Here is a 13,981-nt window from a genome sequence, read left to right on the forward strand (position 1 = left end):
AACGGCACGCCTTTTTAGGACGTGCCGTTTTTTCATGCTTGCTTGCAGCGTGGGACGCCGCGGGCTTTTTACTTCACCCGCATGCCCGGCTTCGCGCCGCTGTGCGGCTCCAGGATATACAGGCCCGGTTCCGCATTCTCGTCGGTGGCGGAGGCGGCCAGCACCATGCCTTCGGACAGGCCGAATTTCATCTTGCGCGGCGCGAGGTTCGCGACCATCACCGTCAGCTTGCCGACCAGTTGCTCCGGCTGATACGCCGACTTGATGCCCGAAAACACGTTGCGAGTTTTCTCTTCGCCGACGTCGAGCGTAAGTTGCAACAGCTTGTCCGATCCTTCCACCGCCTTGCAGTCGACGATCTTCGCAATGCGCAAATCGATCTTCGCGAAGTCGTCGATCGAGATGACGCCGGGCGTTTCGTCTTCTTTTGCCGCTGCGGTTTTTGCTGCCTTTGACTTGCCCTTGGCGTCGGCCGGTGCGGCTGCTTCCGGCGTGGCTTGCAACGAGTCGCGATTGGCGGCGATCAGCGCTTCGATCTGCTTCGGATCGACGCGCGTCATCAGATGCTTGTACGCATTGATCGGGCGCGTGGAACTGAGCGGCACGTTGGCGTCGGCCCATACCAGCGGTTCGATGCCGAGGAAGCCTTCGACCGCTTCGGCGAGCTTCGGCAGCACCGGCTTGAGCGCCAGCGACAGCAGGCGGAAAGCCTCGATGCTCACGCTGCAGGTTTCATGCAGCGCAACCCCGTTCGCCGGGTCTTTGGCCTGATCCCACGGCTTGGCGGTGTCGACGTATGCGTTCACGGCGTCGGCCAGTTCCATGGTCTGACGCAGCGCGCGGTTGTACTCGCGCGCTTCATAGTTCGCGGCGATTTGCGGCACGGCGGCGCGCAGCGAGGCGAGCAGCGGATGCTGCATCGCGCTGTCCTGCACGCGGCCGTCGAAGCGCTTGATCAGGAAGCCAGCGGCGCGGCTCGCGATGTTCACGTACTTGCCGACCAGATCGCTGTTCACGCGCGCCTGGAAGTCGTCGAGGTTCAGGTCGAGGTCTTCCATCGTGCTGTTCAGCTTGGCCGCGAAGTAGTAGCGCAGCCATTCCGGATTCAGGCCCGTGTCGATCACGCTCTGCGCGGTGATGAAGGTGCCGCGCGACTTCGACATCTTCGCGCCGTCCACGGTCAGGAAGCCGTGCGCGAACACGTTGGTCGGCGTGCGGTGGCCCGAAAACTCAAGCATGGCCGGCCAGAACAGCGTGTGGAAATACAGAATGTCTTTGCCGATGAAGTGATACTGCTCGGCCGTCGAACCCTTGCGAATCCAGGCGTCGAAGTCGAGGCCGCGTTTTTCGGCGAGATTCTTGAAGCTCGCGTAATAGCCGACCGGTGCGTCCAGCCACACGTAGAAATACTTGCCCGGCGCGCCCGGAATCTCAAAGCCGAAATACGGCGCGTCGCGCGAGATGTCCCAGTCGGCGAGCTTGGCTTCGCCGGCGTCGCCGAGCCATTCGCGCATCTTGTTCGTCGCTTCCGGCTGCGCAAGGCCGCCGACCCACGCGCGCAGGAAATTCTCGCAACGCGGATCGGACAGACGGAAGAAATAGTGCGTCGACGTTTTGCGAATCGGCGTGGCGCCCGAGACGACCGAATACGGATTGATCAGCTCGGTGGGCAGATAAGTCGAACCGCATACTTCGCAGCTGTCGCCGTACTGGTCTTTGGCGCCGCATTTCGGGCATTCGCCCTTGATGAAGCGATCCGGCAGGAACATTTCCTTGACCGGGTCATACGCCTGTTCGATGTCGCGCGCGTCGATCAGGCCCGCTTCCTTGAGCGCCAGATAGACGTTTTCGCTGAGAATGCGGTTCTCTTCGGAGTCGGTCGAGTAGTAATTGTCGAACGAAATTCCGAAGCTGTCGAAGTCGCGCTTGTGTTCCTGCCAGACGCGGTCGATCAGTTGCTTCGGCGTGAGACCTTCTTTCTCCGCGCGCAACATGACGGGCGTGCCGTGCGTGTCGTCGGCGCCCACGTAATAGACCTCGTGCCCGTGCATTCGCAACGTCCGGACCCAGATGTCCGTCTGGATATATTCGACCAGATGGCCAATATGGATTTGCCCGTTCGCATACGGAAGGGCCGATGTGACGAGAATCTGGCGACGGCCTGACGGCGCGCCTGCGGAGAGATCGGTTACGGGTGCTGACATAAGGATGGTGGGAGCCTGCGGTGGGACGAAAGGTTGATTCTAGCAGGGCAGGCGCCCGGCGCGGGGCGGGCCGCCTGGGGCGCGGCGTGAGCCGTTGTTGCGGGCCGGACGGTGTGTAAACCGAGCGCCCAAAAAAAACCGGGGCTATTAACCCCGGAGCAACAACGACAAGAGGAGAATGGTGACGCGGCGGCTTCGCCAGCCACGTACCGTAAAGACAGACAGCGGATTTTCAGCAGAGTTCGAAATTTTTTTCGTTCCCGTGAGAGATTCCCTGTTTCCGCCTTTTCACGGCTTTCCGAAGCGTAACGATCGCCGGTGATACTGCCCCGGCGACCGGCTTTCTCAGTCTCCCGAGCCCTCGTCCTTATTGCGTGGCGTGCTGCGCCGTCGCGCGCAGATAGATTTCCACGCGACGGTTGGCGGCACGGCCGGCTTCGGTGTTGTTGTCGGCGATCGGCTGGGTTTGGCCCAAGCCTTGTGCCGACAGGCGCTGCGGCGCGACGCCGCGTTGGCCCAGATAACCCGTCACGCTTTCCGCGCGGTTGACCGACAGCGTCTGGTTGTACGCCGGCTGGCCCGTGCTATCCGTGTGGCCGACCACTTGCGCGACCAGTTCCGGATTCTGCTGCATGGTCTGCGCCAGTTGGTCCAGCACCGGCGCGAACGACGGCTTGACCGCGTAGCTGTTGCTGTCGAACGTGACCGAGCTCGGGATGTTCAGCTTGAGCGAGCCGTCCGGCTGCTCGGTGATCTGCGTGCCGGTGCCCTTGGTGGCGCCCGACAGCTTGTTGTGGATGGCTTGCCAGTTGTAGCCTGTGATGCCGCCCACCGCCGCGCCGACGCCCGCGCCGATCGCCGCGCCCTTACCGCCGCCGAAGATGGCGCCGAGCGCCGCGCCGGTGCCGGCGCCCACGCCCGTACCGACGGCGGTGTTGGTGCCCTGTTGGCTGGCGCAACCCGCCAGCAATGAACCGGCAACGGCGAAGACTGCCAGGCGAGTCATGATTTTTGCATTCATTTTTGATTCCTCTTGAGTGAAGCGAGTCAGGCAAGCAAAGCGGCGACAGGAATAAATCTATGCGGCGAACGTGACGGCAGTAAAGCCGCCGGCTCGCCAGCACGAAAAGTCTTACGCCCTGCTCAGCCTCGGTCCGACAGTAAAAAAGGGTCTTCCGGCACGCCTTGGCGCCAGCCACTACAATAATGACTGAAGCACGCAGCGATGCGGCCCCATGGCGTTCCGCCTGCCCGAAGGGTGCCCGGCACGCCTGGTTTTCGCAATGCTGACTAACAATTTCTTTCAAATTCCGGCGCGTGGCCGAGATTCGATTCCGCTGCGCCGCAGGTGTTCCCCACGGAGTGTCAATGAGTATCGATCGGGCTTTGGTCGACGCTGCCCTCGCGGCCGTCGCTGACCCCAACACCGGCCGGCCGTACGCAGCCGCCAAGAACATCAAGAACGTCGCCATGCAGGGTGACACGGTTAGCGTCGACGTGGTACTCGGCTATCCGGCCATGCGCCAATTCGACGCTATCCGCGCGCAATTCTCGGACGCGCTGCGCGCCGTGCCGGGCGTGGCCGACGCGCGTGTCCAGGTGTCGCAGCAGATCGCCGCGCATACCGTGCAGCGTGGCGTGAAACTGTTGCCGAACGTCAAAAACATCGTCGCGGTGGCGTCGGGCAAGGGCGGCGTCGGCAAGAGCACGACCGCCGTGAATCTCGCCCTGGCGCTGGCGAGCGAAGGCGCATCGGTCGGTATCCTCGACGCGGACATCTACGGCCCGTCGCTGCCGATGATGCTCGGCATCGTCGGGCGCCCCGAGTCGCCGGACGAGAAGTCGATGAACCCGATGACCGGTCACGGCTTGCAGGCCAACTCGATCGGCTTCCTGATCGAGCAGGACAACCCGATGGTGTGGCGTGGACCGATGGCCACTTCCGCCTTGGAACAACTGCTGCGGCAGACGAACTGGAACGATCTCGACTACCTGATCGTCGACATGCCGCCGGGCACCGGCGACATTCAGCTCACGCTGTCGCAACGCGTGCCGGTGACGGGCGCCGTGATCGTCACCACGCCGCAAGACATCGCGCTGCTCGACGCAAAGAAGGGCCTCAAGATGTTCGAGAAGGTCGGCATTCCGATCCTCGGCATCGTCGAGAACATGGGCATGCATATCTGCTCGAATTGCGGCCACGAAGAGCATATTTTCGGCGCCGGCGGCGGCGAGCGGATGGGCAAGGAATATGGCGTCGACGTGCTCGGCAGCCTGCCGCTCGACATTGCGATCCGCGAGCAGGCCGACTCGGGCAAACCGACCGTGGTGGCCGACCCGCAGGGGCGCATCGCGGAGATCTACCGGTCGATCGCGCGCAAGGTGGCGATCCATATCGCCGAACGCGCTCGCGACATGACCTCGAAGTTCCCCAATATCGTGGTCCAGAACACCTGAGAAAACGCGGGCTACTTCAGGTTTCTGGCCTCGCGGGAAGTCTCCTGGAGGATCGCGCCCGCGGGCGGGCTGGCGCGACACGCCACGTTCGACGGGCCACGCTTGACCAGCCGTTCGGACAAGGGGCCAAGGCGTCTGTTTTCGCCTGGTCTCGCGGTATCATGTCGACTTCACAAGTTCGGCTCGGCGGCCGCAGGGGCGGCCACCAGGCCGGCAAGAGGATCGCATGGGAAAACGAATCGACGGGCAGGCGGTGCATGCGTTCATCGTCCTGACTGCCAGCAGTGTGCTGTTATGCGGCTGCAGCGCGTTCCTGAGACCACAGGAAAAACGTGCGGACGCGCAGTTGCTGCCCACCGTGGGCAATCAGGCGCGCGGTCTCGTCACGTTCATCGAGCGCTCGGACGGCGTACAGGTCACCTACAATCTCGCGGGCATGCCGCCCAATAGCGACCACGCGTTGCAAGTGCACGAGCGTGGCGACTGCAATGCCGCCGACGGTTCCAGCGCCGGCCAGGTGTTCTCGCCGGCCGCCGAGCGTCTGAAATCGGGCGCGCGGGTCGAGGGCGACCTCGGCAATATTCACGCGGACGCGAACGGCGTGGCCACGGGCTTCATCGTCGCGCCAGACGTGTCGCTCGACGGTATCCGTTCGGTGTTGCAGCGCGCGGTTCTGCTGCATCACGACGCGACCGATCCATACGCGTATCCGCAACATGGTGCGGGCCCCGCGCTCGCTTGTGGGTTGATTCGCCAATGAGCGGTGAGCGGGCCTCGTATTCGAGGTCCAGGCGCGCGCTGCCGGCATTCATCTAAAGCGGCTTCGGAGCAGGCACCGGACCGCTCCTAAGCCTAATCGCGGCACCATGCTCACGATCGCGTAAAATAAGCGCCTTTCGTTCGGCTGCCTCGCCGGAGCGCCTGTCCTGCCGCATAGGCGGGACATTCGGCAAAGCGAGCGTAGGGCGCCGAACGGCACGCCGCCTGGCCCGCCCGCGAAGTCAGCGCAAAGCAGGCGCGCAGTAAGCCAAAAGTGACCCGGCACCAACCGGGTCGTTATCCGTCATACCTCTGTCATTCACGTCGAGCAGCGTTCACCTATGACTATCAAATCCGACAAGTGGATCCGGCGCATGGCCGCGTCGCACAACATGATCGAGCCGTTCGCGCCCGATCAGGTCCGCGTCTCCGAAGACGGCCGGAAGATTGTCAGCTACGGCACGTCGAGCTACGGCTACGACATCCGCTGCGCCGACGAATTCAAGATCTTCACGAACATCAACTCGACCATCGTCGATCCGAAGAATTTCGACGAGAAGTCGTTTGTCGACTTCAAGGGCGATGTCTGCATCATCCCGCCCAATTCGTTCGCGCTCGCGCGCACGGTGGAGTATTTCCGTATTCCGCGCAGCGTCCTGACCGTGTGTCTGGGCAAGTCCACGTATGCGCGTTGCGGGATCATCGTCAACGTGACGCCGTTCGAGCCGGAATGGGAAGGGCACGTCACGCTCGAATTCTCGAATACGACACCTTTGCCTGCGAAAATCTACGCGAACGAAGGCGTCGCTCAAGTGCTGTTTTTCGAAAGCGACGAGATTTGTGAAACGTCGTACGCGGATCGCGGCGGCAAATATCAAGGTCAGCACGGCGTCACGTTGCCTAAGACGTGACGTCGGCAGCGCATTGACCCACTAGCTATTCGGGTGACCGCTGCAATTTACAGAATGCAGCGGTCGTTCTTTTTGGAGAATCGCCCATGAAGTTTCGTTTTCCCGTCGTCATCATCGACGAAGATTTCCGCTCCGAGAACATCTCGGGTTCCGGCATTCGCGCTCTGGCCGAAGCCATCGAGAAAGAAGGCGCGGAAGTGCTCGGGTTGACGAGCTACGGCGATCTGACCTCGTTCGCGCAACAGTCGAGCCGCGCCTCGTGCTTCATCCTCTCGATCGACGACGACGAGTTGCTGCCCTACGTCGATAACGTGGTGGTGGAAGGCGAAACGCCGGAACTCGCGGCCGCGATCGTCGCGCTGCGCGCGTTCGTGACGGAAGTGCGCCGCCGCAATGCCGACATTCCGATCTTCCTGTATGGCGAAACGCGTACGTCGCGCCACTTGCCGAACGACATCCTGCGCGAACTGCACGGCTTCATCCACATGTTCGAGGACACGCCGGAGTTCGTGGCGCGCCATATCATCCGCGAGACCAAGGTGTATCTGGATTCGCTCGCGCCGCCGTTCTTCAAGGAACTGGTGCAGTACGCGGATGAAGGCTCGTACTCGTGGCACTGCCCAGGACACTCGGGCGGCGTGGCGTTTTTGAAGAGCCCGCTTGGCCAGATGTTCCATCAGTTCTTCGGCGAGAACATGCTGCGCGCGGACGTGTGCAATGCCGTCGACGAGCTCGGCCAATTGCTCGATCACACGGGTCCGGTGGCGGCTTCGGAACGCAACGCCGCGCGCATCTTTAGCGCCGACCACGTGTTCTTCGTGACCAACGGCACTTCCACGTCGAACAAGATCGTCTGGCACGGCACAGTGGCGCCGGGCGACATCGTGCTGGTGGACCGCAACTGCCACAAGTCGATTCTGCACGCGATCACTATGACCGGCGCGATTCCGGTGTTCCTCACGCCCACGCGCAACAACTTCGGCATCATCGGTCCGATTCCGCGCAGCGAATTCGAACCCGAGAACATCAAGAAGAAGATCCTGGCGAACCCGTTTGCCCGCGAAGCGCTTGCGAAGAATCCGAACCTCAAGCCGCGCATTCTGACCATCACGCAGAGCACGTACGACGGCGTGATCTACAACGTCGAGATGATCAAGGAGATGCTGGGCGACTGGCTCGACACGCTGCACTTCGACGAAGCCTGGCTGCCGCACGCCGAGTTCCACGAGTTCTATCAGGACATGCACGCGATCGGCGCGGGCCGTCCGCGGATCGGCGCGATGGTGTTCGCCACGCACTCCACGCACAAACTGCTGGCCGGCATTTCGCAGGCTTCGCAGATCGTCGTGCAGGATTCGAAGAACAGCCGCTTCGACAAGCATCGCTTCAATGAGGCGTATCTGATGCACACGTCGACCAGCCCGCAGTACGCGATCATTGCCTCGTGCGATGTGGCCGCGGCCATGATGGAAGCGCCGGGCGGCCCCGCGCTGGTGGAAGAATCGATTGCCGAAGCGCTCGATTTCCGCCGCGCCATGATCAAGGTCGATGCCGAATACGGCGACGACTGGTTCTTCAAGGTGTGGGGCCCGGACCAGTTCGCCGAAGAGGGTATCGGCTCGCGCGAAGACTGGATGCTGCGCCCGAACGACAAGTGGCACGGCTTCGGCCCGCTCGCCGAAAACTTCAACATGCTCGACCCGATCAAGGCGACCATCGTCACGCCGGGCCTGGACATGGACGGCGGCTTCGGCGAGACCGGCATTCCGGCTGCGATCGTCACGAAGTATCTGGCGGAACACGGCATCATCGTCGAGAAGACCGGGCTGTATTCGTTCTTCATCATGTTCACGATCGGCATCACCAAGGGCCGCTGGAATTCGATGGTCACCGAACTCCAGCAGTTCAAGGACGATTACGATAACAACCAGCCGTTGTGGCGCGTGTTGCCCGAGTTCGTCTCGCATCATCCGATGTATGAGCGCGTCGGCCTGCGCGACCTGTGTCAGCAGATTCATAGCGTCTACCGTGCGAACGACATCGCGCGTTTGACCACCGAGATGTATCTGTCGAGCATGGAACCGGCCATGAAGCCGTCGGATGCGTTCGCCAAGCTCGCGCACCGCGAGATCGACCGCGTGCCTATCGACGAGCTCGAAGGCCGTGTCACGTCGATCCTGTTGACGCCGTATCCGCCGGGCATTCCGCTGCTGATTCCGGGCGAGCGCTTCAACAAGACCATCGTCAACTATCTGCGTTTCGCGCGCGAATTCAACGAGCGCTTCCCGGGTTTCCACACGGATATCCATGGGCTCGTCGGCGAAACGATCAATGGGCGCATCGAGTACTTCGTCGATTGCGTTCGCGGCTGATGATGTTGCGCGTGACGTCCCTGTTGGCGGCCGGCGCCAGCGGTCGCGGCGCGCGGCGCGCGTTCGGCGCGTTGGCGCTGGCTTCGGCGGCGTTCGGCGCGGTGTCGTTGCCGGCGCATGCCGAAGTCGCCGCCGCCGATCCGATCGATGCATCGATGCGTACGTGCCTGGCGCGCAGCGACATGTCGTCGACGACGGGGCAAGTGCAATGCATGGACAACGCGCGGATCGGCTGGAAGACCGCGCTCGATAACGCGTGGCAGCAGCTTCAGCAGAAATTGCCGCCCGCGCAGCGCAAGCAGTGGGACAAGAGCCAGGCGAGCTGGCAGGCGTCACGCGACGCCGAGAAGCAGTTGCTCGCGGCGGTGTTCGCCACGACACACGGTTCGATGTACGTGCTCGCCGAAGCCGATATGCAATTGCAACCGGTGCGGGACCGCGCGCTCGCGTTGCGCAGCGCGGTGGCGAAGGCGGCCGCCGGTGGCGATCCACCGCGCCGGGTGCGGGCATGCAGTGCGGACGCACAGTGCGAACATGCGATGTTCGATCTGAATCGCTACTACCGACGTCTGCAGTCGAAGATGCCGGTGCGCGCGCGTCCGACATTGACGCGCGCACAGAAAGCGTGGACCGCGTATCTGAACGCTACGACGCCGGTGGTCGATGAGCGCGGCCGTATCGATATCATCGGCGCGCGGGTGGCGACGCTCAAGCGTTTGTCGGAAACGGTTGGCAATAGCTGAGCGTTGAGCGGCCGGCGATGCGCTTTAGTCGAAGCGGGCTCAATCGAGCATGTAGCCTTCGGCTTCCGGGCTTGGCAACTTGATGGCGGGTTCGCCGAGCAGGTCGCGCATGGCGTCTTCGATTGCCAGGGACATCGTGTTGAGCGCGAGGTCGTTGTCGTCGATGCCGAAAGGCTCTTCGATTTGCGATGCAATGGCTTCGTGCGCCATGAACGTGTACGCCACGAAGACCGCGAAGACGGGCGTGAAAATGCCAATGCTGTCCACCAGTCCGAATGGCAGCGACGCGCAGAAGAAATACACCGTGCGGTGAATCATCACCGAATAGGCAAACGGCAGCGGCGTCGAAACGATGCGCTCGCATCCGCCGATTACATCCGAGATTCCATTCAGATTTCTATCGAAGGCGATGACGGCCATTGGGTCGATTGCGCCTGTTTTGGCCTGGCGTTGTACCCATTCGCCGAGGGAAAGCAGCAGGGTTGCCGGTTTGTACCGCGACGCTATGACGCGGGCGAAGAGGGCGGGCGGCAGGCGTTCGGCGAGGTCTTCGGTTGGATCGCTCTTGCGGAGTTGGTGGCGCAGTGCGTGCGGGAGGGCGCTGAGTGCTGCTGTGAATTCTTTCAGGTCTTCTTTTTGCAGCTGTTTTGTTGGGAGGGTGAGCGCCTGGCGGATGAGGGAGCGTGATTCGTTCAGCAGTTGACCCCATAGCTTGCGGGCTTCCCACCAGCGGTCGTAGCTGGCGTTGTTTCTGAAACCCAGGAATACCGCTAGCGCTATGCCTATCAGCGAGAAGGGCGCTGTCGTGTTCAGGTTTAGCGAGATCGGGAGGAGGTGGTCGTGCGCCGCCACTGCGACTATCGAAATGCAGAAGATCAGCGCAAGGCGCGGTAGCAATTGCGGGAGGACGGAGCCCCGCCAGGCTAGCAGCATGCGGAACCAGTGGACGTGGGGGCGGATGATCATCGGGGTTTGCTTTTGCCTGCGGCGCTTCGGGGGTTCTATTATCGCTTTTTTGGGTGTGGGCTTTTTGGTGTTGGCCTTTCCTTGAATTGTTTGTGGTCTATTAGCGTTGCCCCTGTGCGGGGCGGCACTTACTTCTCTTTGCCGCCGCAAAGAGAAGTAAGCAAGAGAAAACGGCTCACACCGCTAATTTTTAAGCGGGTCCCCCGCGCAGCCACGGTAGTGGCGCATCTGGAATCTGTGTTCTCGCACATTCCGCTTTCGTGACAAGGCGCTCATTCTTCCGGCGGCGCTGCGCGCGCCGTCGCGGTTGTTCTTCAAACAATTGCTTCGTTTTCTCCCGGCGTTTCTGCTGCGTCGTAGTACTTCGTTCGTGAGCGTGGTTGGGAAATTTCAGAAATCTTGCGGGTGCGCGGCTTTTTGCTCGTGCGGGTGATCACTCGTGAAGCAAGACGTTTAAACTCAATTCGCCGTCGTTCAAGGACGGTCAGGTTTGACAGCCTGCACCCAAACCCGCACGCTTGCCCGGGCAAGTCTGTGCGTCTGTTTCTGCGCGTCCATTTGCAATGGGCGGGCCGTGATGGGGAGACCTTTTGGGTCTGCTGGTTTGGTTTGGGCCAGTCTGTCAACCTTGTCACTGTGCCCGCTCACCACCGCGTAAGCGCGTGTGTGGGCGATCGAATACGTTTCAGGGAGATCGCGCCATGAATAAATCCACCAAGCATTCACGCATCACGTCGCGCCCACCCGTTGACGCGCTTCAATACGAAAAGCTCGCCTTATCGGCCTTTGGACTGCTTGAACGGCAGCTAAGCCAACTGGACAAGTTGCTCACACTCGCGGCTTCAATAGTTAGGAGTCCAGCTGTGACGCGAGAGGAAAGACACCGGCAGAGGAAATTGCTGGAACTGCTGTTTGACACCGTCGAGGACTACCAACGCGAAGTCGAGATTGACCGTGACTTATACCAGGTCATCGCACTCGATGCGAAGGGAATTCCACAGAGCCGCATCACGGCGCGCCACGCCGCGGACCTTCTGGCAAAGGCCGCGCGGACAGCGGCGGATAGCCGCGAAAGTGTCGGCCCTGCAGGGATGACGCAGGATAAGCGAACGCGGTTCAACATAAAGGCGCGCCGCACCGCGACGGCACACTAACCAAGGCTCTTGGCTCGAATGCGGACTTGCGTCAGGCAGAGACCAGGCGATAACTCATCGCGCACCTTTCCTGATTTCTCCGCCGTCCGCGATTGCTCTGTGCCGCCGGCTGTCGCCGGACTATGCCGGCGACGCAACCGTCCGTTCATCGATGTCAGAACGGCTGCGTCGCGCAAGTGAGCATGCTTGGGCTGCCGCGGTGGACGTTCCCGCGAGTCTAGAAGCGGTCGCGCTCGAAGCCGGGCAGCGCACGGGTTCCTTCGATGGCAACCGAATGCAGCAGTTCAGGTCTGAGATCGAGCAGGCGCAGGATAGTCGGCGCGACCTGAGTGGTCAGCACCGGTTCGTCGACGGTTTGTCCCGTTCGACGAGCACCCGGCACGGAGACCACGAGACCCAGATGGCTGTCGTCCGGCGCGTTGCCGCCATGCTCTTCGTCTTTCGACGTGCTCGACGTATAGATGACCCCCGGATTCGGCTGCACGATGATATCGGGCGTGCGGCCGCGCGCCGGATCGCCGAAGCGCGCGGCAAGTTGCGGTCCGTACAGAATGTACGCCTGCGGACCGTCGGCGCAGATGCCCGGCGCGTTGCAACTGAGGTTCCCCTTCAGCGTCTTGACGACTGCGGGCAACTGACTTTGGTCACGCAGCCAGATTAGCCCGACGTCGTCCGTTTGAACCATGCCGGTATCCACGAGGCCAGTGCCGTCGTTCAGATTGCCGCTCTTGGTCGCGTTCTGGCCGAAGTTGCCATTCGGGTCCAGATAGTTGTTGGCTTCCAGCAGTTTCGTGAGCGTGTCGCCGTTCTTCACCAGCTTCGAGTGGTCGGTCGGCGACTGGCCATGCTTGGCCGTGACAATGATCGCGGTGGACGAATAAAGCCCGCGCTGCTTGAGTTCAGCAACGATACGGCCTAACGCGTCATCCAGATAGGCAATCGCGGCGGCGACCTGCGGGCCCGGCGTGAAACTCGCATCCAGATAGCCGCCGCCCGTCGCGACCGTGGCCTTCTGGGCTACGCTCAGCGTCTGGAAGTTGGTGCCGAACAGCGTGGGGACATCGGCGCGCGACTGTCCGGTGGAGTCCCTGCCGTCGATCTCGGCGATCAGCGACTGGACATGCAAGTTGTCGAATTTTTCCGTGTGCGTGTAGATGTCGGTGTAATTGGTGTTAGTCGCAGGATCGATCGAATTGATTTCCGTGCGCGATAGATCGTCTACACCAATACCGGATGGCCCGTTCAGCCAATCGTAGCCCCACGCATGCTTGTCGGCCCAGGCGGTGCGCGCGTCCCGTTTGTTCTCTTTGATGACTTCGAAGACGGTGTTGGTCTTGATGTAGTTGTGCGGATAGACCGGCTGGCACACGCCGTTGACCAGTGCGTGAGGGATAGCCTGCGGGTTAAAAGCGCCGCCGCCGTTGAGATGCGTCAGCGCGCCGCCATTTTCCCCATCGACGCCGGTTGTTTCGTCGAATATGACGTTCCAGCCTTGTTTGCCCGTGCAGCCCGTATCGGAAGGGGCGTAGAGCGTTCGATCATAAGATACGTCGTAGAACAGACCGGCCGACTTCGGCGAGCCGCCCGTCACCAATGCAGCCAAACCAGGAAATGAATCGGACAGGCCTGGCGTATGCGCATTCGTGTAGTTCGTACCCGACTTCGCCAGCAATGCCAGATTCGGACATGAATTCGAACCGATGCAGCGCGCGACGTCCTGCTCATGCAACCCGTCGAAGCTGATCAACAGCACATGCTTGACTGCTTCGTGCTCGCGCGAGTGGTCGTCGGCGTCACCCGCCAGCGCCGTTGCCGCATGCAGCGCGGCGAGCATTGCGACACCACCTGCGATAACGCTCTGCGCACGCTGCCATCTCCTGATCGTCTTCACGTCCTTCTCCTTTAAAAGTGATGGGGAAACTTTTAGTAATAGTCCGTGAATGTGAAGTTAAATTAAGTCGTCCAGATGAATCATTGCCTTCGATTGGCTGACGGCCGGTGAGCCTTATGTCTGCCTCAAAAGATTCATTGAAGATCGTGGGAGTGCTTAAGTTTTCCTTAAGCTTTGAGTGGTCTATTTCGACGCTATTGCGCTTTCAAAACAGCCTTTGCAAGTCATCCAGGGCTCAAGATGAAAACGACTTTTGTTCGCACAATGGTTCGTCGATTGCATTCACGCTGGGCACGACGCAAACCATCGTGTCGTACCCAAGAATCAATGACAACGGGAAGAAGGACCGCAACGGCGCGCGCAGCGCCGCCGGAAGAATGACTGCTGTGTCACTTACGCGGAATGTGCGAGAACACGGATTCCAGATGCGCCACTACCGTGGCTGCGCGGGGGACCCGCTTAAGAATTAGCGGTGTGAGCCGCTTTCTCTTGCCTACTTCTCTTTGCGGCGGCAAAGAGAAGTA

11 protein-coding genes are annotated in these 13,981 nt (G+C 61.3%); 7 read left to right on the forward strand and 4 right to left on the reverse strand.

Translation table 11 applies throughout. The features are described 5' to 3' along the window. Positions 1-68: 68 nt before the first annotated feature. Positions 69-2,204, reverse strand: coding sequence for a methionine--tRNA ligase (gene metG, locus B0G75_RS13795; RefSeq protein WP_106306038.1), 2,136 nt, complete (start codon positions 2,202-2,204; stop codon positions 69-71). A gap of 367 nt (positions 2,205-2,571) precedes the next feature. Further along, positions 2,572-3,225: an OmpA family protein gene (locus B0G75_RS13800; protein ID WP_106306040.1), complete on the reverse strand. Its 654-nt coding sequence runs from the start codon at positions 3,223-3,225 to the stop codon at positions 2,572-2,574. Positions 3,226-3,572: 347 nt separating this feature from the next. On the opposite strand from B0G75_RS13800, the gene apbC reads away from it, so the two are divergent. The 5 genes from apbC to B0G75_RS13825 all read left to right on the forward strand — a co-directional run bounded on the left by apbC (position 3,573) and on the right by B0G75_RS13825 (position 9,446). Further along, positions 3,573-4,661 carry an iron-sulfur cluster carrier protein ApbC gene (gene apbC, locus B0G75_RS13805; RefSeq protein WP_106306043.1) on the forward strand — a complete coding sequence of 363 codons (1,089 nt, stop codon included), beginning with the start codon at positions 3,573-3,575 and terminating at the stop codon, positions 4,659-4,661. Positions 4,662-4,887: 226 nt separating this feature from the next. Beyond that, positions 4,888-5,421, forward strand: coding sequence for a superoxide dismutase family protein (locus tag B0G75_RS13810; protein WP_012432067.1), 534 nt, complete (start codon positions 4,888-4,890; stop codon positions 5,419-5,421). 340 nt (positions 5,422-5,761) lie between these two features. Further along, positions 5,762-6,331: a dCTP deaminase gene (gene dcd / locus B0G75_RS13815; RefSeq protein WP_012432068.1), complete on the forward strand. Its 570-nt coding sequence runs from the start codon at positions 5,762-5,764 to the stop codon at positions 6,329-6,331. A gap of 86 nt (positions 6,332-6,417) precedes the next feature. Then, the gene (locus B0G75_RS13820) at positions 6,418-8,703 is read left to right on the forward strand and encodes an arginine/lysine/ornithine decarboxylase (RefSeq protein ID WP_106306046.1); all 2,286 of its coding nucleotides are present in this window, start codon (positions 6,418-6,420) and stop codon (positions 8,701-8,703) included. A 2-nt stretch (positions 8,704-8,705) separates the two neighbouring features. After that, on the forward strand, positions 8,706-9,446 hold the full coding sequence (locus tag B0G75_RS13825; protein WP_258194485.1) for a lysozyme inhibitor LprI family protein: 741 nt from the start codon (positions 8,706-8,708) through the stop codon (positions 9,444-9,446). Between the two features lie 39 nt (positions 9,447-9,485). Here B0G75_RS13825 and B0G75_RS13830 read toward each other — a convergent pair whose 3' ends face one another. Further along, positions 9,486-10,412: a bestrophin family protein gene (locus B0G75_RS13830; RefSeq protein WP_106306052.1), complete on the reverse strand. Its 927-nt coding sequence runs from the start codon at positions 10,410-10,412 to the stop codon at positions 9,486-9,488. 701 nt (positions 10,413-11,113) lie between these two features. Between B0G75_RS13830 and B0G75_RS13835 the strand changes: the two genes are divergently transcribed. Then, complete coding sequence (locus B0G75_RS13835; protein WP_106306055.1) at positions 11,114-11,566, forward strand: hypothetical protein; 453 nt, start codon at positions 11,114-11,116, stop codon at positions 11,564-11,566. Between the two features lie 217 nt (positions 11,567-11,783). Here the strand turns inward: B0G75_RS13835 and B0G75_RS13840 are convergent, their stop codons facing one another. Then, positions 11,784-13,457, reverse strand: a complete 1,674-nt coding sequence (locus B0G75_RS13840; protein ID WP_106306058.1) for an alkaline phosphatase family protein — start codon at positions 13,455-13,457, stop codon at positions 11,784-11,786. A gap of 116 nt (positions 13,458-13,573) precedes the next feature. Here B0G75_RS13840 and B0G75_RS40200 point away from each other — a divergent pair, with 116 nt between their 5' ends. After that, on the forward strand, positions 13,574-13,927 hold the full coding sequence (locus tag B0G75_RS40200; RefSeq protein WP_146142511.1) for a hypothetical protein: 354 nt from the start codon (positions 13,574-13,576) through the stop codon (positions 13,925-13,927). Positions 13,928-13,981: the final 54 nt, after the last annotated feature.

The organism is Paraburkholderia sp. BL18I3N2 (assembly GCF_003001875.1).
GTDB lineage: Bacteria > Pseudomonadota > Gammaproteobacteria > Burkholderiales > Burkholderiaceae > Paraburkholderia > Paraburkholderia phytofirmans.

What these genes read in the sequence shown, in the direction of transcription:
- metG (WP_106306038.1), bottom strand. Translation starts at nt 2,204, where the DNA reads ATGTCAGCACCCGTAACCGATCTCTCCGCAGGCGCGCCGTCAGGCCGT.
- B0G75_RS13800 (WP_106306040.1), bottom strand. Translation starts at nt 3,225, where the DNA reads ATGAATGCAAAAATCATGACTCGCCTGGCAGTCTTCGCCGTTGCCGGT.
- apbC (WP_106306043.1), top strand. Translation starts at nt 3,573, where the DNA reads ATGAGTATCGATCGGGCTTTGGTCGACGCTGCCCTCGCGGCCGTCGCT.
- B0G75_RS13810 (WP_012432067.1), top strand. Translation starts at nt 4,888, where the DNA reads ATGGGAAAACGAATCGACGGGCAGGCGGTGCATGCGTTCATCGTCCTG.
- dcd (WP_012432068.1), top strand. Translation starts at nt 5,762, where the DNA reads ATGACTATCAAATCCGACAAGTGGATCCGGCGCATGGCCGCGTCGCAC.
- B0G75_RS13820 (WP_106306046.1), top strand. Translation starts at nt 6,418, where the DNA reads ATGAAGTTTCGTTTTCCCGTCGTCATCATCGACGAAGATTTCCGCTCC.
- B0G75_RS13825 (WP_258194485.1), top strand. Translation starts at nt 8,706, where the DNA reads ATGTTGCGCGTGACGTCCCTGTTGGCGGCCGGCGCCAGCGGTCGCGGC.
- B0G75_RS13830 (WP_106306052.1), bottom strand. Translation starts at nt 10,412, where the DNA reads ATGATCATCCGCCCCCACGTCCACTGGTTCCGCATGCTGCTAGCCTGG.
- B0G75_RS13835 (WP_106306055.1), top strand. Translation starts at nt 11,114, where the DNA reads ATGAATAAATCCACCAAGCATTCACGCATCACGTCGCGCCCACCCGTT.
- B0G75_RS40200 (WP_146142511.1), top strand. Translation starts at nt 13,574, where the DNA reads ATGTCTGCCTCAAAAGATTCATTGAAGATCGTGGGAGTGCTTAAGTTT.